20 protein-coding genes and 1 pseudogene are annotated in these 23,989 nt (G+C 71.6%); 11 read left to right on the top strand and 10 right to left on the bottom strand.

Translation table 11 applies throughout. The annotated features are described in order from the left end of the window. Window positions 1-243: 243 nt before the first annotated feature. Window positions 244-1,290, bottom strand: coding sequence for a low specificity L-threonine aldolase (locus MMR14E_RS04535; protein WP_331313009.1), 1,047 nt, complete (start codon window positions 1,288-1,290; stop codon window positions 244-246). A 222-nt stretch (window positions 1,291-1,512) separates the two neighbouring features. Here MMR14E_RS04535 and rpsU point away from each other — a divergent pair, with 222 nt between their 5' ends. Next, window positions 1,513-1,848, top strand: coding sequence for a 30S ribosomal protein S21 (gene rpsU, locus MMR14E_RS04530; protein WP_012322424.1), 336 nt, complete (start codon window positions 1,513-1,515; stop codon window positions 1,846-1,848). A gap of 353 nt (window positions 1,849-2,201) precedes the next feature. Here the strand turns inward: rpsU and MMR14E_RS04525 are convergent, their stop codons facing one another. Beyond that, window positions 2,202-2,594 carry a response regulator gene (locus MMR14E_RS04525; RefSeq protein WP_331313008.1) on the bottom strand — a complete coding sequence of 131 codons (393 nt, stop codon included), beginning with the start codon at window positions 2,592-2,594 and terminating at the stop codon, window positions 2,202-2,204. Between the two features lie 320 nt (window positions 2,595-2,914). Here MMR14E_RS04525 and MMR14E_RS04520 point away from each other — a divergent pair, with 320 nt between their 5' ends. After that, complete coding sequence (locus MMR14E_RS04520) at window positions 2,915-3,700, top strand: class II glutamine amidotransferase (RefSeq protein WP_331313007.1); 786 nt, start codon at window positions 2,915-2,917, stop codon at window positions 3,698-3,700. Between the two features lie 101 nt (window positions 3,701-3,801). Next, window positions 3,802-5,235, top strand: a complete 1,434-nt coding sequence (locus MMR14E_RS04515; protein ID WP_331313006.1) for an NAD-dependent succinate-semialdehyde dehydrogenase — start codon at window positions 3,802-3,804, stop codon at window positions 5,233-5,235. A 39-nt stretch (window positions 5,236-5,274) separates the two neighbouring features. On the opposite strand, the gene MMR14E_RS04510 is transcribed toward MMR14E_RS04515, so the two are convergent. Beyond that, a complete protein-coding gene (locus MMR14E_RS04510) occupies window positions 5,275-5,481 on the bottom strand; it encodes a SlyX family protein (RefSeq protein WP_020092944.1) in 207 nt (68 codons plus the stop codon). A gap of 368 nt (window positions 5,482-5,849) precedes the next feature. Here MMR14E_RS04510 and MMR14E_RS04505 point away from each other — a divergent pair, with 368 nt between their 5' ends. Then, a complete protein-coding gene (locus MMR14E_RS04505) occupies window positions 5,850-7,325 on the top strand; it encodes a PAS domain-containing methyl-accepting chemotaxis protein (protein WP_331313005.1) in 1,476 nt (491 codons plus the stop codon). Between the two features lie 14 nt (window positions 7,326-7,339). Here the strand turns inward: MMR14E_RS04505 and MMR14E_RS04500 are convergent, their stop codons facing one another. From MMR14E_RS04500 to MMR14E_RS04485, 3 genes and pseudogenes are all read right to left on the bottom strand, one after another. Next, window positions 7,340-8,494 (bottom strand): GGDEF domain-containing protein, encoded by a 1,155-nt coding sequence (locus MMR14E_RS04500; protein ID WP_331313004.1) that lies wholly within the window; start codon window positions 8,492-8,494, stop codon window positions 7,340-7,342. Between the two features lie 362 nt (window positions 8,495-8,856). Further along, window positions 8,857-13,046: pseudogene (locus MMR14E_RS04495) on the bottom strand (Pls/PosA family non-ribosomal peptide synthetase). A 111-nt stretch (window positions 13,047-13,157) separates the two neighbouring features. After that, window positions 13,158-13,745: a histidine phosphatase family protein gene (locus tag MMR14E_RS04485; protein ID WP_331313002.1), complete on the bottom strand. Its 588-nt coding sequence runs from the start codon at window positions 13,743-13,745 to the stop codon at window positions 13,158-13,160. A 96-nt stretch (window positions 13,746-13,841) separates the two neighbouring features. On the opposite strand from MMR14E_RS04485, the gene MMR14E_RS04480 reads away from it, so the two are divergent. Further along, window positions 13,842-14,834: a polyphosphate kinase 2 family protein gene (locus tag MMR14E_RS04480; protein ID WP_331313001.1), complete on the top strand. Its 993-nt coding sequence runs from the start codon at window positions 13,842-13,844 to the stop codon at window positions 14,832-14,834. A gap of 16 nt (window positions 14,835-14,850) precedes the next feature. Further along, window positions 14,851-16,005 carry an AAA family ATPase gene (locus MMR14E_RS04475; protein WP_331313000.1) on the top strand — a complete coding sequence of 385 codons (1,155 nt, stop codon included), beginning with the start codon at window positions 14,851-14,853 and terminating at the stop codon, window positions 16,003-16,005. 54 nt (window positions 16,006-16,059) lie between these two features. Here the strand turns inward: MMR14E_RS04475 and fabI are convergent, their stop codons facing one another. Next, window positions 16,060-16,884, bottom strand: coding sequence for an enoyl-ACP reductase FabI (fabI, locus tag MMR14E_RS04470; protein ID WP_012322413.1), 825 nt, complete (start codon window positions 16,882-16,884; stop codon window positions 16,060-16,062). A 127-nt stretch (window positions 16,885-17,011) separates the two neighbouring features. Next, window positions 17,012-17,938, bottom strand: coding sequence for a J domain-containing protein (locus tag MMR14E_RS04465; protein WP_331312999.1), 927 nt, complete (start codon window positions 17,936-17,938; stop codon window positions 17,012-17,014). A gap of 240 nt (window positions 17,939-18,178) precedes the next feature. Between MMR14E_RS04465 and MMR14E_RS04460 the strand changes: the two genes are divergently transcribed. From MMR14E_RS04460 to MMR14E_RS04445, 4 genes are read left to right on the top strand one after another with little or no spacing between them, the layout of a single operon-like run. Continuing rightward, entirely contained in the window at window positions 18,179-18,562 is a 384-nt protein-coding gene (locus MMR14E_RS04460; RefSeq protein ID WP_331312998.1) for a VOC family protein, read from the top strand. Next, window positions 18,562-19,626 carry an iron ABC transporter substrate-binding protein gene (locus tag MMR14E_RS04455; protein ID WP_331312997.1) on the top strand — a complete coding sequence of 355 codons (1,065 nt, stop codon included), beginning with the start codon at window positions 18,562-18,564 and terminating at the stop codon, window positions 19,624-19,626. Before MMR14E_RS04460 ends, MMR14E_RS04455 begins: the two co-directional genes overlap by 1 nt. Continuing rightward, complete coding sequence (locus MMR14E_RS04450) at window positions 19,623-20,675, top strand: iron ABC transporter permease (RefSeq protein WP_331312996.1); 1,053 nt, start codon at window positions 19,623-19,625, stop codon at window positions 20,673-20,675. Before MMR14E_RS04455 ends, MMR14E_RS04450 begins: the two co-directional genes overlap by 4 nt. Then, the gene (locus MMR14E_RS04445) at window positions 20,675-21,472 is read left to right on the top strand and encodes an ABC transporter ATP-binding protein (RefSeq protein ID WP_331312995.1); all 798 of its coding nucleotides are present in this window, start codon (window positions 20,675-20,677) and stop codon (window positions 21,470-21,472) included. Before MMR14E_RS04450 ends, MMR14E_RS04445 begins: the two co-directional genes overlap by 1 nt. Before the next feature lie 15 nt (window positions 21,473-21,487). Here MMR14E_RS04445 and MMR14E_RS04440 read toward each other — a convergent pair whose 3' ends face one another. Together MMR14E_RS04440 and MMR14E_RS04435 are read right to left on the bottom strand one after the other, a co-directional pair. Beyond that, a complete protein-coding gene (locus tag MMR14E_RS04440; RefSeq protein ID WP_331312994.1) occupies window positions 21,488-22,261 on the bottom strand; it encodes a Crp/Fnr family transcriptional regulator in 774 nt (257 codons plus the stop codon). Window positions 22,262-22,394: 133 nt separating this feature from the next. Next, window positions 22,395-23,279 (bottom strand): GH25 family lysozyme, encoded by an 885-nt coding sequence (locus MMR14E_RS04435; protein WP_331312993.1) that lies wholly within the window; start codon window positions 23,277-23,279, stop codon window positions 22,395-22,397. 202 nt (window positions 23,280-23,481) lie between these two features. On the opposite strand from MMR14E_RS04435, the gene MMR14E_RS04430 reads away from it, so the two are divergent. Further along, the gene (locus MMR14E_RS04430; RefSeq protein WP_331312992.1) at window positions 23,482-23,925 is read left to right on the top strand and encodes a DUF488 domain-containing protein; all 444 of its coding nucleotides are present in this window, start codon (window positions 23,482-23,484) and stop codon (window positions 23,923-23,925) included. Window positions 23,926-23,989: the final 64 nt, after the last annotated feature.

Here is a 23,989-nt window from a genome sequence, read left to right as displayed (position 1 = left end):
GAAGGATCGCGCCGTCCCATCCTTCCGGCCCGGGCTTCGGGCCCTCCGTCATCGCGAGCGCAGCGAAGTAACCCAGGGCTGCACGACATCGGATGGCGTCGCGCGACACTGGATTGCTTCGCTGCGCTCGCAAGACGACCGGGCGCCTGTCGCGCCAACATTTTGATCCGACCCAGCAGATGCCAACATCAGCGCGCGCGAAACACCTTCGGTGGGCGGCTGTACACCCTTGTGTCCACCGGATCAGGCCGCGGCGGCCGCCAGCGCGCGCAGGTCGCCGACCAGCTCGTCGACCCGCTCGGACCGGGCATCCCAGGCGAACATGAAGCGCGCCCCGCCGCCGATGAAGGTGTAGAATCGCCAGCCCCGGGCGCGCAGGCCATCCATCGTGGCCGCCGGCATCGTCAGGAAGACCGCGTTCGCCTCGACCGGAAACAGCGCCCGCACCCCCGGCAGCCCGGCGACCGCCTCGGCGAAGCGCCGGGCGCAGGCATTGCCGTGGGCCGCGTTCCGCAGCCACGCGCCGCTCTCCAGCATGCCGACCCAGGGGGCGGCGAGGAAGCGCATCTTCGAGGCGAGCTGGCCGGCCTGCTTGCAGCGGTAGCCGAAATCCTCCGCGAGCTTGGCGTCGAAGAACACCACCGCCTCGCCGGCATGCATGCCGTTCTTGGTGCCGCCGAAGCACAGGACGTCGATGCCCGAGCGCCACGTCATGTCGGCGGGGCTGCACCCGAGGCTCGCGCAGGCATTGGCGAAGCGCGACCCGTCCATGTGCAGGGCGAGGCCCAGCTCGCGGCAGGTTGCCGACAGGGCCCGCAGTTCGGCGAGGCTGTAGACCTGCCCGGTCTCGGTGGGCTGCGTGATCGTCACCACCCGCGGCCGCGGGAAGTGGATGTCGCTGCGGTTCTGCGCGAGCCCGCGGATCGCCTCCGGCGTGAGCTTGCCGCCCTCCGTCCGGACGGTCAGCAGCTTCGAGCCGTTGGAGAAGAATTCCGGCGCGCCGCACTCGTCGGTCTCGACATGGGCCGAGTCGGCGCAGATCACGCTGTGGTAGGACTGGCACAGCGCGGCCAGGGCCAGCGCGTTGGCCGCCGTGCCGTTGAAGGCGAAGAAGACCTCGCACGGGGTCTCGAACAGGTCCCGGAACGCGTCGGCCGCCCGGGCCGTCCAGGCATCCTCGCCGTAGGCGGGGGCGTGGCCGCGATTGGCCGCTTCCATCGCCGCCCAGGCCTCCGGGCAGATGCCGGAATAGTTGTCGCTGGCGAATTGCTGCGAGTCGTCGTGTCTCATCCGCGCAACCTAGCACGGCGCAGGCGCGGATGGATCGCGTGGACAGGTTGGAACTGGTGCGCGCTTGGTGTAATAGCCCCGTCAAGGCGTGAGCTCCACGCCGATTCGGAAACCGACGTTCCCGTCCCTCCCGGGTTCAAACCGGGCGAGGGACGTTGCCGGTTTCCAGATCGGCGGCGGGCCGCGTGAACCCAGAACTTCAGGTCCAGAGGATCAAGTCCGTTGCAGGTACTCGTTCGCGACAACAACGTCGATCAAGCGCTCCGCGTCCTCAAGAAGAAGATGCAGCGCGAGGGCATCTTCCGCGAGATGAAGCAGCGCAAGGCTTATGAGAAGCCGTCCGTGCGCAAGGCTCGCGAGAAGGCCGAGGCCGTCCGCCGCGCCCGCAAGCAGGCCCGCAAGACCGCGATCCGCGAGGGCCTGATCGCCGCGCCGAAGCCGAAGCCCCGCTTCCCCGCCGGCGGCCGTCGTCCCGGCTTCCCGTCGCCGTCCGCCGCGCAGGGCCAGGGCGGCAACGCCGCCGGCCAGACCCCGGTCAGCCCGGCTCCCGCCGCCTGAGCGACACCACCTCAGTCTTGAGAAAGCCCGGCCTGCACGCGCAGGCCGGGCTTTTTCTTTGGGTCGCGGCCGGATGAGGCGTCCAGTCACGCGAACCGCACGTGGCGCGTTTCCCCTTTCCACCCAGGTCGGGCTTGCCCGACTCGGACTTCTCAGGACGGATCTCGGGCAGGCCCGAGATCCGTCGGGAGGGAACAGAGTGAGGGATGCGACCACCCCGGAAAAAACGGGTCCGTCACCCCAGCCCTCTCCCGCACGGGAGAGGCGGCGGGTCGCGGCTGTAGCGCCGGGCCAGGGCTCGGCACTCGCGATGACGTGAAGAGCGTCGAGCGCCGCGCGCTCAGGCCGTCAGCTCAGGCCGCTTTGGCGGCTATCGTCGCGCGCTCGGCCTGGACCAGCACGTCGAGAGCCCGCCAGGGCTTCTGCATGTAGACCGCCTGATCGGGGAGCCGCGCGTCCCGGCTCGCGCCCGAGGTGACGACCACGCGCACGTCCGGCCAGCGCCGCTTCACCGCCTGCGCCAGCGACACGCCGTCCATGGCGCCGGGAAGGCGCACGTCGGCGAACAGCAGCGCCACCGTCACGTCCGCGCGCTCCAGCACCGATAGGGCCGCCTCCGCGCTCTCGCAGGCGATCACGCCGAGGTCGGTCTCCTCCAGCACCGCCGTCGCGAGATCGCGCACAGCCGCATCGTCCTCCACGACGAGCGCCACGGGGGCGGAACTATCGGGCGTTGCGCGATCCATAAAAGTCTCCTGCTGACGGTGCCGTGCCCCGCGTCGGGCGGTCGCCTGGAGGGCGAGCTTCTGATTCCCCGATTCGGCCATGCTGACCCTTCATGAGGCGGCTCACAAGAGTCGCATCGCTCCGGCGGCGAATGCCTGCCCTGCGGACAGGCGGCACCATTTTCATGCGGAACGCACGAAAATGGCGCAGTTTCCGGGCGGTTAAGAAACTGTTCACCGGCGTGGACCGACTGTTAACGTCCTGCGGCGGAACGTCTCCACCCGCTCGGAGCGTTTCGCCGGATCGAACGCGGCCCAGAGCTGAAGGATCATCGTCCGACATGTGCCGTTTCCTCGCCTACAGCGGTGAGCCGGTCTTCCTCTCCGACCTCGTCTGCGCGCCGACCCACTCGCTGGTGCACCAGTCGCTGCACGCCGACGAGGGGAAGACCGAGACCAACGGCGACGGTTTCGGCATCGGGTGGTACGCCGAGCGGCCCGAGCCGGGTGTCTACCGCGACATCTCCCCGGCGTGGTCGGACGAGAACCTCGTGAACCTCTGCGGTCAGGTGCGGGCGCGGACGTTCTTCGCGCACGTGCGCGCCTCGACCGGGACGGCCACCGCCCGGGCCAACTGCCACCCCTTCGTGTTCGGCCGCCACCTCTTCATGCACAACGGCCAGATCGGCGGCTACCACCGAATCAAGCGTCGCCTCGAGGCGCTGATCCCGGATTCCTACTACGACCATCGCCGCGGCAGCACCGACTCGGAGGCGATCTTCCTCCTGGCGCTCGCCAACGGCCTCGAGGCGGACCCCGTCGGCGCGATGGCGCGGACGCTGAAGACCGTCCGCGAGTTGATGGAGGCGGCGCATGTCTGCGAGCCGCTGCGCTTCACCGCGCTGCTCACGGACGGCGAGACGCTGACCGCCTATCGCTGGGCCTGCGACGGCCGGCCGCCGAGCCTGTATTACCGCGAGGGGCCGGGCGGCATCGTCGTCGTCTCGGAGCCCATCGACGGCTGCCGCGAGGGCTGGCGGGTGGTCCCGAAGGGCGCGACCCTGCGTGCCCGCCACGGGACCGCGACCATCGTCGAGGCGCCGGAGCCGGCCCGCGCCGCGGCCTGAATACAGTCGGCGCCAGCCATGCCGCCGCGGGGATTGCCGGGGCGCGCCACATCGCCACATTCCGCCTGCGGCCGATGGTGCGGCCGAGCGGGAATCGACCGATGTATCCGGATACCGAGCTTCACATCGCCGGGCGCTGGCGCGCGGGTGGCGATCGGGACACCCTGGGGGTCCTGAACCCCGCCACGGGCGAGACGATCGGCCAGTGCGCGGTCGCCACCACGGCGGATCTCGACGAGGCCCTGGCGGCCGCCGCCCGCGCCTTCCCGGCCTGGCGCAAAGTCGCCCCCTTCGAGCGCGCCAAGGTGATGCGCAAGGCGGCCGACCTGCTGCGCACCCGGGTCGACGAGATCGCCCGCATCATGACCCTGGAACAGGGCAAGCCGCTGGCCGAGTCGCGGGTCGAGACGCTCGCGGCGGCCGACATCATCGACTGGTTCGCCGAGGAGGGTAAGCGCGCCTACGGCCGCGTCATCCCGGGCCGCGCCGACGGCGTGCTGCAGGCGGTGGTCCGCGAGGCGGTCGGCCCCGTGGCCTGCTTCACGCCCTGGAACTTCCCGATCAACCAGGCGGTGCGCAAGATCTCTGCTGCGCTCTGCACCGGCTGCACGGTGATCCTGAAGGGCCCCGAGGACACGCCGGCGAGCTGCGCCGCCCTGGTCCGCGCCTTCCTGGATGCCGGCATCCCGGGCGACGCGCTCTCGCTGGTCTACGGCGATCCCGAGACCATCTCGGCCTACCTGATCCCGCATCCGGTGATCCGGAAGATCTCGTTCACGGGCTCGACCGTGGTCGGCAAGAAGCTCGCGGCGCTCGCGGGCGAGCACATGAAGCGCGCCACGATGGAACTCGGCGGCCACGCCCCCGCGATCGTGTTCGGCGACGCCGACGTGGAGAAGGCGGTGGCCGTCCTGGCTCCCTCGAAATTCCGCAATGCCGGCCAGGTCTGCGTCTCGCCGACCCGGTTCCTCGTGCACGATTCGGTCTTCGACCGCTTCGTCGAGGGCTTCACCACCTTCGCCAAGTCGGTGAAGGTCGGCGACGGGCTCGATCCCGACACCAAGATGGGGCCGCTGGTTCACGGCCGGCGCCTCGACGCCGTCACGGCGCTGTCGGCGGACGCCGAGGCGAGCGGCGCGACGCTCCGCGCCGGTGGCAAGCGCATCGGCAACCGGGGCAACTTCTTCGAGCCGACGGTCTTCACCGAGGTGCCGCTGACCGCCCGGATCATGAACGAGGAGCCCTTCGGCCCCCTGGCGCTGATCAACCGGTTCTCCGACGACGACGAGGCGCTCACCGAAGCCAACCGCCTGCCCTACGGGCTCGCGGCCTACGCCTACACCCGCTCCGCCGAGCGGGCGGCGCGCGTTTCGAACGCGGTCGAGAGCGGCATGATCTCGATCAACCACCACGGCCTCGCCCTGCCGGAGACGCCGTTCGGCGGCGTCAAGGATTCGGGCTACGGCAGCGAGGGCGGCCCCGAGGCCCTCGACGCCTACCTGGTCACCAAGTTCGTCACGCAGGCGAACTTCTGACGCCCCGGCCGGCGCGCCACCGCGCGCCGGCCCCGCCCCTCAGTAGTGCGGCGGCGGCGGCTCCGGCCCCCGCGGGGCCGCCCGGGCGGCCGCCTCCTCGACCTGCTCCCGCAGCGCGTCGAGCTGCCGGACGAGTCGGTCGATGACCCGCCACTGCTCGGTCACGGTCCGGTTCAGGTCCTCGATCGTCGCGTCCTGTTCGGTCAGGCGCATCTCCAGGCGGTCGATCCGCGTGGCCTCGTCCATCTCGGGTCTCCCGTCAGTGCCGTGCGGCGAATCGGCATCACGCGCGTCGTGCCGCCGGCTCCCGGCCCTCCTCCTAGCGCGGGCCACGCGCCGGGCAACCGGAGCGGCAGCGCCCAGGCATGACCGGCCGCGGAATCCAAGTCACGCGATATAGAGAGACAATACACCGCGATCGACCGAGCGCGGTTTATACGCCGATAGAGTTTTTCTCACCGGGAAGTACATCTCTCAACGATCGACGCGAGCTACACAGATTTCCACGGTCGCGCGCTAGCCCACACCCTGAAATGAGCGTGCCATTGACAGATTTTTAAGCGCGTCTCCTCATGCTCGTCGCGACTCTACAGATCAGGCGGGCACGGGCTCCGATGGCGATGTTTGGTTCACGCGACGACGCTCTGCTCGCGGCGATCGACCGGACGATGGCGCGCGTGGAGTTCGACCTCGACGGCACCGTCATGGACGCGAACCCGCTGTTCCTCGACCTCCTGGGCTACACGCGCGACGAGGTGCGCGGCCAGCACCACCGGGTTTTCGTTCCGGAGGACGATCGCGCGGGCCGGGACTACGCCGCCTTCTGGGACCGGCTGCGGGCCGGCCAGCACGAGGCCCGCGCCTTCCGCCGCGTCACAAAGTCCGGTCAGATCGTCTGGATCCAGGGCTCGTACAACCCGATCCTCGACCGGCGCGGCCGGCCGACCAAGGTCGTCAAGCTCGCCACCGACATCACCGAGGAGCGCGCGCGCAACGCCCGCCACGCCGGCCAGATCGCGGCCCTCGACCGGTCGCAGGCGGTGATCACCTTCGCCCTCGACGGGACGATCACCGACGCCAACGCCAATTTCCTGGCCACCATGGGCTACACCCTGGACGAGATCCGGGGGCGGCATCACCGGATGTTCCTGCCGCCGGCCGAGGCGGCGAGCGCCGCCTACACGGCGTTCTGGACCGCCCTCGGCAACGGCGAGTATCAGGCCGGCGAGTTCCGGCGGATCGGGAAGGACGGCCACACCGTCTGGATCTTCGGTGCCTACAACCCGATCCTCGACGCCGACGGCAAACCCTGCGCCGTCGTCAAGTTCGCCACGGATGTCACCCGTCAGGTCGAGGACCGGCAGCGCCGGGCCGAGGGCCAGCGCGCCATCGATGCCGACATCACGGCGATCCGCGACTCGATGAGCCGGGTCGTCCGGCAGGCCGACGAGACCGCCGAGACGTCGAGTCAGACCGCGCAGAACGTCGAGGCGGTCGCCGCCGGCTCCGAGGAGTTCGCCGCCTCGATCGAGGAGCTGAGCCGCCACGCCCTGCAGGCGAAGTCGTCCGTGGACCTCGTCGTCACCCGCGCCGGGGAGGCCGGGGCGATCGTCGTGGGCCTGACCGGCGCCGCAGACCGGATCGGCGCGGCGGTGAACCTGATCCGCTCGATCGCCGACCAGACGAACCTCCTGGCGCTGAACGCCACCATCGAGGCGGCCCGGGCCGGGGTCGCCGGCAAGGGCTTCGCGGTCGTCGCCGCCGAGGTGAAGGCCCTGGCCGAGCAGACCGCCAAGGCGACCGGCGAGATCGGCACCCAGATCGCCGCCGTGCAGGCCGAGACGTCCCGGGCCGTCGCGGCGATCGACGGGATCGGTGCCACGATCGAGCAGCTCAGCGCGATCTCGCTGAGCGTGTCGTCGGCCGTGACCGAGCAAGCCGCGGTGACCCGGGACATGACCGAGAACATGCAGTCCGCCGCGCAGAGCGTCGCCGCCGTCCACGCCGCCATGGCGGAGATCGCGGCCTCGGCGGGCGTGGTCGACGCCTCGGTTCGCAAGGTCTCGGAGGCCGCCCGCGCCCTCGCCTGAACGGCCCGCAGGCCTCAGGCGGCGCGGATCGCGGCCTGCCCGGCCACGGCGACCCGGTCGCGCCCGCCATCCTTGGCGGCGTAGAGGGCGGCGTCGGCCCGCCGCATCAGCTCGTCGAACGCGATCCCGGCGCGGGCCTGCGCGATCCCGATGCTGACGCTGACGCGCAGGGCCGGCAGTTCGGGAACCTCGAGCTGCGCGAAGGTCCGGCGCAGTTCCTCGGCCCGGGCCAGGGCCTCGGCGGGCGACACGGCCGGCAGCAGGCAGGCAAACTCCTCCCCGCCCAGGCGGCCCAGCAAGGCCTCGCGGGGCAGCAGCGTCGTCGCCACGGCGCAGAAGCCGACGAGGACCGCGTCGCCGACCCCGTGGCCGAAGCGGTCGTTGACGGCCTTGAACCGGTCGAGATCGAACAGCAGCAGGGCGGCGTCGCCGTGCCGCGCGATCGCGGCCTCGGCGGCCTGCGCGAAGGCCCGGCGGTTGCGCACGCCCGTGAGCGCGTCCGTGGAGGCGGCGATGCGCTGCTCGCGTTCCGCCCGCTCCTTGACCAGCGCCATGAAGGTGAAGGCCGAGGCGATCGAGAACATCAGGGTGACGAAGCACAGGATCGCCACCCAGGGCGACGTGAGCGGGCTCGGACCCGGCTGCGGCGGCGCCACCAGCGTCGCGGGGATCCGCACGATGTAGAAGGTGCCGTGCAGCCCCAGGATGGCGGCGGCGGCGATCCGGGAGGCGAGCCGCTCGGCGCGGCCGCGCCAGATCTCCGCCGTCGCCGCGCAGCAGTAGAGCGCCGCCGCCGCGGAGGCGTAGATGATGCGGGCCTCGATCGACGCGTAGAAGGTCGGGATGAGGCAGAGGACGCACCAGCCGAGAGCGCCCGCCATCGCGACGCCCACCCGCGGCTCCCGCCGCTCGAAGGAGCGGACGCCGCTCCAGATGAGGCCGTAGGCGGCGAGCACCACGGCGTTCGCCAGGCCGACCGAGATCAGGTCGGGGATCTGATTGCGCAACGCGAGGCCCGCCGAACCGGCAGCGCCCACGAGGTGCGCCGCGCCCCAGAAGGCCAGCACCCGGGATTCGGGCGCCTGCCGCCACGAGGCCATGAACAGCGTGCCGACCAGGAAGGTCGTCGCCGCGCTGACGACCAGCAGGGTGGCGGGATCAAGCTGCACGGATGATCGTCAATCCTCGACCCGGACGTCGGCGCCGTCCCCTTCCCCGAATCGTGCGGCAGCACGGTCGTACGAGCCCGGTGACGATAACACTATAGCTCACCCGGAGCCACAATAAGCTAGATTATAATGACGATAATGGGCGAAGGTACTAGTACACCAGCATATTCATCGCACAATCCAGCCGGCGTCCCGGACCGGTTGCAGCAGCGCCCCGGCTCTGACCTTGGTGCGGTCTCCTCCACGCGCGCGACCGGGATGGCGGGGCCGGACAGGGCGCCGGATTGCCGCCCCCCCGCGGGTCGAGCCCCGGCGTTTCGAGCCGATGCAGGCGAGTCCGGACCCGGGGAGCGCCTCGCCCGTCAGGCGCGATGGATCACCGGGACCGCGGGCGCCCCCTCCCACTCGGTGTTGGCGGGGATCGACTCGCCCTTCATGACGATGGTGAGCGGCCGGAGCCGGGCGTAATCCCCGACCTTCGTGTCGTACAGCACGGTCGAGAACGATCCCACCGAGACGCCCCGCCCGACGACGACGCGACCGATCTTCATGATCCGGTCCTCGTAGAGGTGCGTCTGCAGCGCCGAGACCCGGTTGATCGTGGCGTAGTCGCCGATGGTGACGCAGTCGAACTCGGTGATGTCGGTGGTGAGCATGCAGACGCCCTTGCCGACCTTCACGCCGAACAGCCGCAGCACCCAGGGCAGGAACGGCGTGCCCTGGAGGTGTTCGAGGAGCACCTTGCCGGCGAGCCCCCAGTAGGCCACCGCGATGGCCTCGGTGCGCATCGCCCACCACGACCACATCGGCTGCATGCCGGGCTTGTAGACACCCATCAGCAGCCACTTCATGGCGATGACCGCCGACGACTGGATCAGCGCGATCGCGACGCTCGCCACGACGAAGCTGTAGGCGAGCCCGGACCAGTCCTGCTCCAGGATGGCCGGGTAGAAATACCAGTCGATCACCGTGATCGCGAGGGTGATGTACAGCATCGGCGAGAACGAGGTCGCGAAGGCCTCGAAGATGCCGCGCCGGATCTTCGGCCACGCGCCGGGCTCGTAGGTCTGGGCGGTCGAGCCGAGATCGACCTTCTGGCGGGCCGGGAGCCGGATCGGCGGCGAGCCGAACCACGTCTCGCCGGGGCTCATCGCGGCGTTCTCCGGCGGCTTCGACTTGATGCCGATGAGCACGTCGTCGGGAATGACGGCGCCCGGCGGCACCACGGCGTCGTTGCCGACGAAGACCCGCGCTCCGGTGCGGGTCGGCTCCAGGTGCATCCAGCCGCGCCGGATCTCCTCCTCGCCGTACACAACCTCGTCGGCGACGAAGTTCTTCGCGCCGACGTCGGCGAGGTCGTAGCGGCCCGCGAGGTTGGTCGAGATCTCGGCACCGTGGCCCATATTGGCGCCCATCAGCCGGTACCAGGCGCGCATGTAGACGGTCGCGAACAGCGACGAGAGCGTCTCCAGGGTGACCTCGACGGCGAGGGCCAGCGACCACTTCCGCAGGTAGAACAGCGAGTGGACCGAGTAGGTGCCGGAGCGGGTCCGCGGCAGCACCACCCAGCGGATGCCGGCGATCAGCAGCACCGTGCCGGCCGTCATCAGCATGGCGGTGGGCCAGGTGAGGATCGGCAGGTACCAGTGGTAGTCGATGTCGGTGATGTCGGAGAGCGAGTCCGAGATCTGGTCGAAGATGAAGAAGGCCGGGAAGATCGGCAGCAGGCCGACCGCGGGGATCGCGCCGAGCAGCACGACGTAGGCCGCCAGGAAGGCCGCGCGGCGCGCGAACGAGGCCTCGGCGGGCGCGGGCAGCTCCGACGGGTCGGCCATGCCGACCTTGCGGCCGGGCGACCCGTCCCAGCGCTCGGCCGCGCCGACCCGCGAGCCCGCCGGAATCGTGGTCAGGTCGGCGATCTCCGCCTGCGGCCCGATCACCGTGTCGTGGCTGATCACGCAGGAGGTGCCCACCGCCGCGTCCGCGCCGATCTCGGCCGTGCCGATGACCAGCTCGTTGCCGACGATCTCGGCGTTGGCGATCACGAGGCGGCCACCCAGGGACGCGCCGTCGCCGATGGTCAGGAGGTCGGGCGCGCCGATCTCGATGTCGGAGATCAGGGTGTCGCGGCCGACCTTGGCGCCCATGAGCCGCAGGTAGATGGCGATGGCCGGCGAACCCTGCAGCCACTTCACGTGGACGAGGGGCGCCAACCGCTGCGCGAGCCACCAGCGGTAATAGTAGGTGCCCCAGAGCGGGTACCGGCCCGGCCTGGTCCGGCCGAGGATCAGCCACTTGCCGGCCACCGCCGCCACCGCGGTCACGCCGTTGATCGCCACGTAGACGAGGAGCAGCACCCCGAGCTCGGCGAAGAAGCTGAGCCCGCCGCCGGTGAGCAGCAGGTAGGTCACGAACATGCCGAGCCACTGCGCCGTGGCCAGCGCGATCACGAAGGGCAGCGCGACGAGCTGCGCGAGGCCGCACAGCGCCCGGCGCAGCAGCGGCGGCGGCTCGAAGCTCAGGTCGCGGGTCGCGGTGCCGGCGCCCATGCCGCCCGTCCGGGCGATGAGCGCGTCGGCCATCGCCCGTACGGTGCGCAGGGCGTAGACGTCCGGCAGCGTGATGCCGGCGAGCGGCGGATTCTCGCGCACCGCCGAGACGAAGCGGGCGGCCAGCAGCGAGTGCCCGCCGAGATCGGAGAAGAAGTCGCCCTCGAGGGCGATCGGCTGGTTGCCGAAGACCTGCTTGGCGGCGGCGACCAGGGCCGACTCGGTCTCGTTGGCGGGCGGCTCCTGCTCGCCGTCGGCGGCGACCACGGTGAGCGGGGCGATCTTCAGCGCCTTGCGGTCGACCTTGCCGGAGGTCAGGCGCGGGAGGGTCTCGGCCACCTCGAAGTGGCCGGGGACCATGTAGGGCGGCATCTGCCCGGCGAGGGTCCGGCGCAGGGCGGCGGCGTCGATGGACCGGCCGCGCTCCGGGATCAGGAAGGCGACGAGCCGGTCGACGCCGTCGTCCTTCCGGAGCACGACGGCGGCTTGGTTGATGTCGGGCACCGCGCGGATCCGGGATTCGATCTCGCCCAGCTCCACGCGAAAGCCGCGGATCTTCACCTGGTCGTCGATGCGGCCGTGGAACACGATCCGGCCCGCGGCATCGAGGGAGACCGCGTCGCCCGAGCGGTACAGGACGGGGTCGGTCCCGTCCGACGGGAAGGGGTTGGGAATGAACTTCTCCGCCGTCAGCTCGGGACGGGCGAGGTAGCCCCGCGCCACGCCGGGACCGCCGATCAGCAGCTCGCCCTGCTGGTCGCGGCCGAGCAGGGAGAGGTCCTCGCCGGCAACGTAGACGGAGTAGTTCGGGATCGGGCCGCCGATGGTCACCGGCTCGCCGGGGCGCATCTCCGCCGCGGTCGCCACCACAGTGGCCTCCGTGGGCCCGTAGGTGTTGAACAGCTGGCGGCCGCCCGTCGCCCAGCGGGCGATCAGCGGCTCCGGCAGCGCCTCGCCGCCGAGCAGGACGAGGCGGACCCGCGGCAGGTCGCCGGAGATCATCGCCAGCAGCGTCGGGACGGTGTCGAGCACCGTGATCCCCTCGGCTTCCAGGATGCCGGGGAGCGATTCCAGGTCGCCCATCATGGCGGGACTGGCCACGAACAGGGTCGCGCCGACGAGGTACGGGACCCAGATCTCCTCCATCGACAGGTCGAAGGCCACCGAGGCGCCCTGGAAGACCACGTCGTCGGCGCGCATCCCGTAGAGGGCGTTCCCCGAGCGCAGGAAGTGACAGATATTGGCGTGGCTGATGACGATGCCCTTGGGCACGCCGGTCGAGCCGGAAGTGTAGATCAGGTAAGCGGGGTGCTCGGGCGTCAGCCCGGCCGCGCGCGGATCCGGTACCGGCGCGTCGGCTGGCGTCGCGGCGGCGAGGTCGGCCCGGCCCAGCGCGACTACGTGGCGGTCGACCAGCGCGGCTGAGGCGGAGCCTGTCCTCGGATACGATTCGGGGGCGGCCGAGAGGCCGCCCTTCGCGGTTTCGNGTGGTTGTCACGGGTCTTGTGATGGTCACGCCGCTTTTCTGCGGCCGCGGGGGCGGCGGTCGCAGCATCTCCAGGCTGGTGACGATCGTGGCGATGTGGCCGGGCGGAACCGCCGCATAGCCCGGAACGAGGGTCGGGATCCCGGTATCCGGCAGCATCGATCGTGATGCCGATCTGCGCCACGAGGAGGTCCGGCCCGCGCGCCATCCACAGGCCGACCACGTCGCCCGGTCCGATGCCGCGATGGGCGAGGCCGGCGGCGATCCGGCCGGCCCGGACCGCGACGTCCGCGTAGGTCAGGTGCGGGTGCACGCCCCCGGCCTCGACCCGGGACCCGTCGACGAGGCAGGAATGATCGGGGCGGGTCTCGGCCGCATGGAGGAAGATCTCGGCCAGGACCTCGTCGCGGATCAGGTCGGGCCGGTGGTCGCCGCGCAGGATCGCCGCCGCGTCCCCGAGAGGCGCGGGCTCTCCGGCCGCCGGGCCGGGCCGGGTCTTCTCGGCGAGGTCGCTCATCCGCTGCTCCGCTGGCCGGCCGCTCGTGCCGGCGCCTGTCCTGGCCGCCGCCCTATAGCCTGCCGATCATGCCGTTATCGAGGCGGCTTTGCACTGCGCGGGCGCACAGGATCAAGCCCAGCGCCAGCCTCCGGGCTCGAGGATCAGGACCTCGCCCTGGCGGATACCGAGGCGGGGCGCGGCGTAGATGTCGAGATGGCCGAGGGCCACGAGGGCGGCCCGGGCGACGCCGCCATGGGCGACGATCACCGTGTCCCGCTCAAGGCCCGCGATCATCGGGCCGACGCGCTCCACGAGGCCGGCATAGCTCTCGGCACCGAGGCCGGGCGGGCGGTAGTGCCAGCGGTCGCGGTCGCGCCCGGCCGCGCCGGCCGGGTCGCGGCGCCGGATCTCCGCCCAGGTGGAGCCCTCCCAGCTGCCGAAGCCGATCTCCCGCAGGCGCGGGTCGGTGCGGTACGCCTCCGGCGGCAGGCCGAGGGCGGTCCGGAGGATCTCCATGGTGCGCCGGGTACGCTTGAGCGGGCTCGCGACGAAATCGGCGGACGCCAGCGCCGGCCCCGCCGCGGCGGCGAGGCGCTCCGCCACGGCCGCGGCCTGCGCCTCGCCCTGCGCGTTGAGGTCGGTGTCGCGCCCGCCCTGGAGGCGTCCCTCGGCATTCCAGGCGGTCTGGCCGTGCCGGATGAAGTAGATCGTACCCAACCGTCTCAACCCCGTCCTGCACAGGCGTCCGGAACAGCCTGGGATACCGGCCGTTCTCGCCGTCGGTCGGCAATATCCGGAAACAGGTCCTGCCCCATGTCCAAGAAGCACGGCAAGCATCATCGCGGCCACAAGCGCGGTGACGGCATGACAGGTGAGGCCGATCTGCACGATCCCACCGTGGATCACCGCCCGTCGACGGCCCGGTGGGCCGGAAGCGTCGACGCCGTCGCCGAATCCGTGCCGGCAGCGCTCGGCCAGCACGAGCCGGTGCCGATCCGCCCCGCGCCAGGCATCGTGGCGGTAGAGCCGGGCGCGCCCTTCGATCTCGCGGCGGTCGATCCCGACGACGTCGGCGACCTCGACAAGGACTGGGCCAAGGACGCCCTCGCCGAGGAGCGCGAGCGCATCGTCGCCCTCCAGGAGCGCCTCTACGCGGAGCGGGCCCGGAGCCTGCTGCTGGTGTTCCAGGCGATCGACACCGGCGGCAAGGATGGCACGATCCGGTCAGTTCTGAAGGGGGTGAACCCGCAGGGCTGCGCGGTCGCCTCGTTCAAGGTGCCTTCGAGCGAGGAACTCGATCACGACTTCCTGTGGCGCTACCACGCCCGGCTGCCGGGGCGCGGCATGATCGGGGTGTTCAACCGCAGCCACTACGAGGACGTCCTCGTGGTCCGGGTGAAGGGCCTCGTGCCGGATGCTGTCTGGCAGAGCCGCTACGGCCGGATCAACGATTTCGAGCGCCTGCTCGTCGAATCGGGCACCACGGTCCTCAAGTTCTTCCTGCACATCTCCAAGGCGGAGCAGAAGAAGCGCCTGGAGGACCGGATCGCCGATCCCGAGAAGCACTGGAAGTTCGACCCTGCCGATCTGGTCGAGCGGAAATCCTGGGACGCCTACCAGCAGGCCTTCGCGGACGCCCTCGGCCGCTGCTCGACGTCCCGCGCGCCCTGGCTGGTGGTGCCGGCCAACCACAAGTGGTTCCGCAACTACGTGATTGCCCGCACCGTGGCGGATACGCTGGAGGCCATGGATCCGCGATTCCCCGAGGCCGCCAGGGGCATCGCGGATCTGACGGTGCCGGACTGACGCGGGAGGAGCCGGGATGCTGGTGGTTCGGGAGGTCGCGGTCTCGGGCTACCGCTCTCTGCGGCGGATCAGCTTCCCGGTCGACGCGCTGTCGGTCTTCGTCGGGGGCAACGGTACCGGCAAGACCAACCTCTACCGCGCCCTGGAGCTGCTGCAGGCCGCAGCTCGGGGCACCTTGACCCGCGACCTCGCCGCCGAGGGCGGCATGGATTCGGCCCTCTGGGCCGGCCGCCGGCGGCAGGGCGAGGCGGCGCGGATCTGCCTGTCGGCAACCCTCCGCCACGACACGATCGGGCAGGACTTCGTCTACGCGGTCGAGATCGGGCTGGTGCAGCAGGTCGGCGGAACCACCTTCGGCGCCGCCTTCCGCAAGGAACCGCAGGTCAAGATCGAGCGCCTGACGGTCCGCACCCGCGGCCGCACCGCCGTGATCCTCGATCGCGACGGGCGCAGCGGGTTCGTCCGCGACGCGGAGGGCCGCAAGCGCGGCCTCGGCGGGGACCTGCTTCCGACGGAGACCGCCCTCGGATGCCTCCTCGACGCCACCGCCCATCCGGAGATCGCCGCGGTCCGCCTCGCCCTGGCGGGGTGGCGCTTCCACCACGATTTCCGGACGGATGCCGAGTCGCCCCTGCGCCGACCCTGCCTCGCGGTGACGACGCCGACGCTCGCGTCCGACGGCACCGACCTCGCGGCCGTCTTCGCCACGCTGGCGCATATCCGGCAGGACACGACCGAGATCGACGCGGCCGTCGACGGCGCCTTCCCGGGCGCGGAGCTCGTCCTTCCGGAGCCCGGCCGTCACGCGAGCTTCGGCCTGCGCTTTCCCGACTTTCCCGCCCGGACCTTCGATCCGCCGGAACTGTCGGACGGCACCCTGCGCTACCTCGCGCTCGCCGGAGCGCTGCTCGGCTACCGGCTGCCGCCGTTCATCGCGCTCAACGAGCCCGAGACCAGCCTGCATCCCGATCTCATGGATCCCCTGGCGCGGCTGATCGCGCGGGCCGCGGAGCGGACGCAGGTCTGGCTCGTGACGCATTCGGAGCGGCTGGCGGCGGGGATCGCGCGGCGCGGCAACGTCCGGCCGCGCACCGTCATCAAGCGCGACGGCGAGACCTGGATCGACGGGCTGAAGCTCTCGGGCGAGTTCGAAGAGGCGGAAGACGCGTGAGGATTGTATGCCCGATCGCGCCGCACGCCCTGCGGGCGCGACGAGCGAAGAATCTCAGTCCTTGTCGAGGGTGAGGTCGGGCGCCTCGGGGTTCTTCATGCCGACGACGTGGTAGCCGGCATCCACGTGGAGGATCTCGCCGGTCATGCCGGCCGCCATGTCCGAGACGAGGTAGGATGCGGTCTCGCCGACCTCCCCGATCGTCACGGTCCGGCGCAGGGGCGCGTTGTACTCGTTCCACTTCAGGATGTAGCGGAAATCGCCGATCCCCGAGGCCGCGAGGGTCTTGATCGGGCCGGCCGAGATCGCGTTGACCCGGATGTTCTTCGGGCCGAGATCGGCCGCGAGGTAGCGCACCGACGCCTCCAGCGCCGCCTTGGCGACGCCCATCACGTTGTAGTGGGGCATCCACTTCTCGGCGCCGTAATAGGTCAGGGTCACCAGCGACCCGCCCGGGCGCATGATCTTCTCGGCGCGCTGGGCCACGGCGGTGAACGAGTAGCACGAGACCAGGAGCGACTTGGTGAAATTGTCCTCGGAAGTCTCGATGTAGCGGCCGGTCAGTTCGTCCTTGTCGGAGAAGGCGACGCAGTGGACGACGAAGTCGATGCCGTCTGGGAAGACCTTCGCGGCTTCCGCGAAGACCGCGTCGATCGTGGCCGACTCGGTGACGTCGCAGTGCCCGATCACGTGGGCGTCGAGTTCCTTGGCGAGGGGCTCGACGCGCTTGCGCAGGGCGTCGCCCTGGTAGGTGAAGGCCAGTTCGGCCCCGTGGGCGCGGGCGCTGCGGGCGATGCCCCAGGCGATCGAGCGGTTGTTGGCGACCCCGAGGACGATGCCCCGCTTGCCCGCCAGAAGGCCCTGCCCGTGTTCCGCCATGATCGATCCCGAAGCCGCGCGCCCCCTTTCGGGGCCGGGGGGCCTCCTTAGCGGAGGCGGCCCGGCGACGGAAGTCCGGGACGCCGCCGGGCGCCTTCATGCGCGTCCCGGAGGCTACACCCGCCGGTCAGGCCGCGTTGGCGGCCCTGCGGCCGCGGGCGAATTCGGTCAACGCCGCGTCCTCGCCTTCCGGCAGGACGATCGCCGTGGTGGCGAACAGGTCGCCGCGGGTCCCGTCCTTCTTCGGCAGGCCCTTGCCGCGGAGGCGGAAGGTCCGGCCGGAGCTCGTCATCGCCGGGATCTTCATCTCGACGGCGCCGGTGAGCGTCGGCACGCGGATCGTGCCGCCGAGCACGGCATCCTCCAGCGGAACGTCGACGCTGGTGCGCAGGTCGGCCCCCTCCACGGTGAACCGCGGGTGCGGGCGGATCCGGATGGTGAGCAGAGCGTCGCCCGGCTCGGCCCGGGGCCCGCCGCTCTGGCCGAGGCCGCGCAGCCGGATGGTCTGGCCGTCGACCACGCCGCGGGGGATCACGACGTCGACCTCCCGGCCCGTGGGCAGGGCGAGGCGCAGCTTCTCCTCGCTGGCGACCTGCTCCAGCGTCACCAGCAGCTCCGCGGCGACGTCCTCGCCCTTGGCCGCCTGGCGCTGGCCGCCCGGGCCGGCGCCGCCGGCGCGGAAGGCCTCGCCGAAGATGTGCGAGAAGATGTCCTCGCCCATCCCGCCGCCCATGCCGCCGCCGCGCTGGGCGCGCGCCATGTTCTCGAAGTCGAAATTGCCGCCGCGCCCGCCGCCGAAGCCGCCGAACCCCTCGAAGCCGGTCGCGCGCGGCTTGCCCTCGGCGTCGATCTCGCCGCGGTCGAACTGCTTGCGCTTCTCGGAATCGCCCAGGATCTCGTAGGCCGAGTTCGCCTCGGCGAAGCGGTCCTTGGCCTTCGCGTCGTTCTTGTTGCGGTCGGGGTGGAAGTCCTTGGCGAGCTTGCGATAGGCCTTCTTGATCTCGGCCTCGCTCGCCCCCTTGGCCACGCCCAGCACGTCGTAGGGATTGCGCATGGATCTCTTGGCTGTGCGGTTGGCTGTGCGATGTGCGTTCGCAACCGGGATGTGGGATGGATGTTGCATCCCTGCAACGGTCCTAGCGGCGAAAGTCTGCGGGTTCGCGCCGAACGTCAAGCGGCCGGTCTCGCCGCGGCTCCGCGCCGGCCCTATCGTCGGACGCGGCGCGCGGCGGCGCCTCCGGCGGGACGGCGCCGGAGGCCGCTCGCGACGCGATCACCCGGGGCCGGAGAGCCGATGCACTACGCCTGCGACCACCTTCACCTGCGCAGCCGCGACCCCGTCGCGGCCGCCTCCTTCTACGTCGAGACCTTCGGGGCCCGGGAGGTGAAGCGCGTCGGCGCGAACCCGGTGCAGCGCGTCGTACTCGACCTCGGCGGCCTCGCCGTCTTCATCGAGCAGGCCCCGGATGAGATCGCGCCGGCGACCGCTACGCCCTGCCTCGGGATCGAGCATGTCGGGCTGCGCGTCGCCGACATCGAGGCCGCGATGGCCGATCTCGAAGCCCTCGGCGTCACGGTGCGGACCGGCATAACCGAGCGCGGCCCCGGACTGCGGATCGCCTTCGTGGAAGGGCCCGACGGGGCGCTGATCGAGATCCTGGAGCGGAAGCCCGCCTGATGGCGCGGAGACACGGCCGCCGCCGCGCCCTGACCGCGGCGCTGATCCTGCTGCTGGCGGCGTCCGGCGGGGCGGCGGCGCGGCCGTTCACGGACGCGGCCGGCCGCACGGTCGAACTCCCCGAACGGGTCGGTCGGGTGCTCGCCGCGGGACCGCCGGCCGCGGTGCTGCTCTATACCCTGGCGCCCGACCTCATGGCCGGCTGGGTGAGCGCCCCGCATCCCGAGGCGCTGCCCTTCCTCGAGCCCCGGACCCGGGCCCTCCCCGCCTACGGCCGCCTGACCGGGCGCGGCGGCACGGCCAACGTCGAGGCGGTGCTGGCCGGCAAGCCGGATTTGATCGTGGATTCGGGCAGCCTCGGGCCGACCTACGCGTCGCTCGCCGACCGGGTGCAGGCCCAGATCGGGATCCCCTACATCCTGCTCGACGGCAGCCTCGCGAAGACTCCGGAAGCCTATCGGCAGCTCGGCGCGGCCCTGGGCCGTCAGTCCGACGCGGACGCCCTGGCGGCGGAGGCCGAGCGTCTCGCCGGCACGGTGGAGCGCGCCGTCGCGACGGTTCCGGAGGAGAGGCGGCCTCGGGTCTACTACGCGCGCGGGCCGCGCGGGCTGGAGACGGGGTTCGCCGGATCGATCAACACCGAGCTGATCGAGGCCGCGGGCGGCCGCAACGTCGCGCGGGACGGCGGCGGTCGCCTCGGCAACGTCTCGCCGGAGCAGGTTCTCGCCTGGAACCCGGACGTGATCGTCACTCTCGACCCGGTCTTCGCGGCCGGGTTGCGCGCCGACCCGCTGTGGCGGGACGTCCGGGCGGTCCAGACTGGGCGGGTCTACGTGGCGCCGCTCCAGCCGTTCCCGTGGTTCGACGCCCCGCCGGGGGTAAACCGGCTGATCGGCCTGCGCTGGCTGGCGGCCCGGCTCCATCCGGACCTGTTCCCGGAGCCGATGCCCGGCGTGGTGCGCGCCTTCTTCAGCCGCTTCTACCATGTCGACCTCGACGCCGGTGAGGCCGCCGCCCTCCTCGGCCCGCCGGCCCCGGGCTCATCCCCGGGCCCGTCCCGGTGAGCCGCGTCCCGGCCTCCGCCGCGACGATCCGGACGCGCACCCGCCTCCCCCTGCCCGCGGCGCTGCTGTCCGGGCTCGCCCTTCTGGCGCTGACCGCCCTTGCGCTGGCCGTCGGCAAGTACCCGGTCGCGCCCGCCGACCTCGCCGCGATCCTCGGCCACCGTCTGCTCGGGCTGCCCCTCCGGGTTCCGGCGACGGCGGAGACCGTCGTGATGCAGGTGCGCCTGCCCCGGGTGCTCGCCGCGCTGGTTGTCGGCGCGGCCCTGTCGGCGGCCGGAGCAACCTACCAAGGCCTGTTCCGCAACCCGCTGGTCTCGCCCGACATCCTCGGCGTCTCGGCCGGGGCCGGCCTCGGCGCCGTGCTCGGGATCTATCTCGGCCTGCCGGTGGCGCCGATCCAGGCCCTGGCCTTCCTGGGCGGCCTCGGCGCCGTCGCGGCGGTCTACGGCGTCGGCCTCGCCGTGCGGCGCCACGACCCGGTCCTGACGCTGGTCCTCGCCGGGGTCGCGGTCGGGGCGGTTCTCGGGGCGGGCATCTCGCTCCTCAAGGTTCTGGCCGACCCCTACAACCAGCTCCCGGCGATCACCTTCTGGCTCCTCGGGAGCCTGTCCTCGGTCACCCTCGGCGACGTCGCCGCCACCCTGCCGATGATGCTGCTCGGCCTCGTGCCCCTGGTGCTGCTGCGCTGGCGCATGAACCTGATGAGCCTCGGCGACGCGGAGGCGCGGGCCCTCGGGGTGGAGACGCGGGTGCTGCGCCCCGTCCTGATCGCCGGCGCGACGCTGATTACGGCGGCGGCCGTCGCGATGACCGGGGTCATCGGCTGGATCGGTCTGATCGTGCCGCACGTCGCCCGCCTGCTGGTCGGGCCGGATTATCGCCGCCTGCTGCCCGCCTCGCTGGTGCTCGGGGCGGGCTACCTCGTGCTGGTCGACCTGATCGCGCGGAACCTGGGCACCGTCGAGGTGCCCCTCGGCATCCTGACGGCCCTGGTCGGGGCACCGTTCTTCCTCTGGCTGCTGGCCTCCGGGCGCCGGGGCTTCAGCTGATGCTGCTCCGGGTCCGGGACCTCGCCTTCGGGTATGGCAGCCGCACGGCCGGCCGAACCGCCGGCCGAACCGTCGGCCACGGCGTCTCCTTCGACCTCGCCGCGGGCGAGGTACTGTGCCTGGTCGGGCCGAACGGCGGCGGCAAGACCACGCTGTTCCAGACGCTGCTCGGCCTGCTGCCTGCCCGGGCCGGGCGGGTCGACCTCGACGGCGCGGACCTGGCGCGTCTCTCGCGGACCGCTATCGCCCGCACGATCGCGGCCGTGCCCCAGGCGCACGCGGCCTTCTTCCCGTTCACCGTGCGCGAGGTCGTCGTGATGGGCCGGGCGAGCCGGCTCGGTCCGTTCACCGCCCCAGGCCCGTCCGACGTCGCGGCCGCCGAGCGGGCGCTGGCCACCCTGGGGATCGGGCATCTCGCCGATCAGGTCTACACGGAGATCAGCGGCGGCGAGCGGCAGCTCGCGCTGATCGCGCGGGCGCTCAGCAGCGAGCCGCGGCTCCTCGTGATGGACGAGCCGACCGCCAGCCTCGATTTCGGCAACCAGGCCCGCGTCCTCGGGCAGATCCGCCGCCTCGCGCAGGCCGGCATCGCCGTGCTGTTCTCGACGCACGATCCCGGTCACGCCCTGCTCTGCGCCGACCGCCTCATCGCCCTGCACGCGGGCCGCCTCGTCGCCGACGGGCCCGCCGCCGCGACGATCACGCCGGAGCTGCTGCGCCTGATCTACGGGATCGACGTCGTCGTGGCGCCGGTGCCGGGCCTCGCGGCGCCGGTGTGCGTGCCGGTCGTCGCCTGACCGCGCGGCGATGCCTCACCCGGCCCGCGAGAGCATCTCGACCGGCTGGGTCCGGCGCGGCTCCTCGGGTCCGAAGACCGCGCCGAGCACCGCCTCGCACTGCATCCGCACGCGGGCGTGGCACTCGCAGGCGGCGTTGGAGACTGCCCGGCGGTCGAGGATCGTGATGCGCCCGCGGCCGACCCGGATGAGGCCCTGCTCCTGAAGCACCCGCAGGATGCGGGTGAGGTAGGTCCGCTGCACCCCCAGCATGGAGGCCAGCAACTCGTGGGTGATCGGGAGGGTGTCGCCGCCGGTCCGGTCCTGCAGCGACAGCAGCCAGCGCAGGCAGCGCTGCTCGATCGGGTGAAGGGCGTTGCAGGCCGCGATCTGGAACAGCTGGGCCAGGAAGCAGTCGGCGTAGCGCGCGAACAGGTCGCGCAGCGTCGACGACTCAAGTTCGGCCTGTCGCAGCCGATCGGCGTCGAGGCGCAGTGCCGCCCCGCCGACCTGCACCAACCCGCTGACCGCGGGCGGCATCCGCCCCTCGCCGATGATCCCGCCGATCGCCCCCTCATGCCCGACGCCCGCGATCTCGGCCGTCCGTCCGTCCCGCGTGGCGACGATCAGCGCCACGACGGCCTGTTCGCGCGGGAAGATCACGCGGCTCGCCGCAGCGCCGGCCATCAGCGCCGTGTCCCCCTTGACGAGGGTCACCGGCTCGAGATGGGGCGCGATCAGGGCGCGGTCGGGGCCCGGCAGCGCGTCGAGGAGCAGGTTGCCGGTAGGGGCGGCAGAATCGATCGGCATGGGGACGGAGAGGTGCGGGAGGAGAGTCTCCTTTCAGGATCCTCTCGGGCTCGCCCGCCGGTGCGCGGGCCCGTCAGCCATACCCCGCGCCCTACGTCCCTGAACTAACCTAGGTTTCGCCGAAGACGTTCATCTACTTGTCCGTGCATAGACCCTGCTCGGAGAGCCGCTTGTGCTCGCGCGGATCGCAGTCGGTCGTCAGGAACGAGGCCCATTCGGACGGGGTGCCGTAGAAGGCGTTCCGGTCGACGTCGCCGCGCACGCCCGGCACCCGGCCCGTCGAAGTGAACTGCCACAGCATCCACTTGCGGTTGACAAAGCGCTGCTCCGGCTCGGCCGCGGTGGAGCGCAGCCAGTGGGGGTAATCGGGGAGCTCGCCCTCCAGCACGTCCTTATGGAAGGTGATGTCGGTGTAGATGATCGGGCGCTTGCCGGTGTAGCGCTCCATCTCCTCCAGCATCTCGGTGACCATCGCCAGGGCCTGGGCCTTGGGCAGCTTCTTCGGGCAGGTCTGCGAGTGGCCGTTCCACTCGACGTCGAGGACCGGCGGCAGGGCGGTGGGGTCGTTCGGGACGTTCTTCTTGAACCAGTCCATCTGCTCCCGGGCGGAGCGGCACCAGAACACGAAGTGGTAGGCCCCGCGGGGCACGCCGGCCCGGGCCGCGCCGTCCCAGTTGGCCCGGAAGCGCTCGTCGACGTGGTCGCCGCCCTCGGTGGCCTTGATGAAGGCGAACTGGGTCCCTGCGGCGCGGACCGAGGCCCAGTCGACGTTGCCCTGCCACTTCGAGATGTCGATGCCCTGGATCGGGTGAAGCTTGGCCTTGGCCACGCCCGGATGGGGCTTGGCGTCGCCCTTCGTCGGGTAGAAGTCGTTGTTCGACGCGCAGGCCGCGAGTCCGGCCAAGATCACGGCGGCGGCGAACCGCCCGGCGAGGCGCCGGGCCGGCCGCAGGCGACTGGTCAGGCCCCGAGCGAGATCTTCGATCGGTGACCGCGAAGGCGTGTAGATCCGCGACATCAGTGTTTAGCCCGCCACCGAAGATGCGCCACAGACAGGCGTATTCGATGGCCCTGGCGCGGTTAACGGAGCTTTGCGATCATTGCGGCGGAATTCCGGGACGCGTTGCATCCCCGCGACATACGACGCCGATCCCCGGCTGGTTCACAGGGCCGCGTACGGCTAAGTCGCGGTCCCGCAACGCGAGTCCGCACGGGGCACCGTGAGTAAGCAACTCTTCACCATAGGCTACGAAGGCCTCGACTCGGAGCGCCTCGTCGGCGTCCTGCGCTCCGCCGGTGTCGCGGTGCTGGCGGATGTCCGGGCGGTGGCGAACTCGCGCAAGCGCGGCTTCTCGAAGGGCGCGCTCGGCACCTCCCTGCGCGCGGCCGGGCTCGGCTACGCGCATCTGCGCGGCCTCGGCACGCCGACATCCGGCCGGCAGGCGGCGCGGGCCGGGGACGCGGCCCTGATGCGCCGGATCTACTGCGAGGAGGTGCTGGAGACCGCCGCCGGGATGGCGGCGCTGGACGAGCTCGCCGCGCTCGCCGAGGCGTCGCCGATCTGCCTGCTCTGCTTCGAGCGCGATCCGGCGGGCTGCCACCGGCGCGTGCTGGCCGAGCGGCTCGCGCCGCGGGGCTTCGTGGTCAGCGATCTCTACGGCTGAGCGGGTGTCAGCGCCCCGACAGGGGCTGCTGCGCGCGCATGCCCAGCGCGCCGGCGAGGCGCCG

The sequence above is a fragment of the Methylobacterium mesophilicum genome (assembly GCF_036441335.1).
Lineage (GTDB): Bacteria > Pseudomonadota > Alphaproteobacteria > Rhizobiales > Beijerinckiaceae > Methylobacterium > Methylobacterium mesophilicum_B.
Note: the sequence above shows the minus strand (reverse complement) of the source record. Positions and strands in the feature narration are given on the sequence as shown.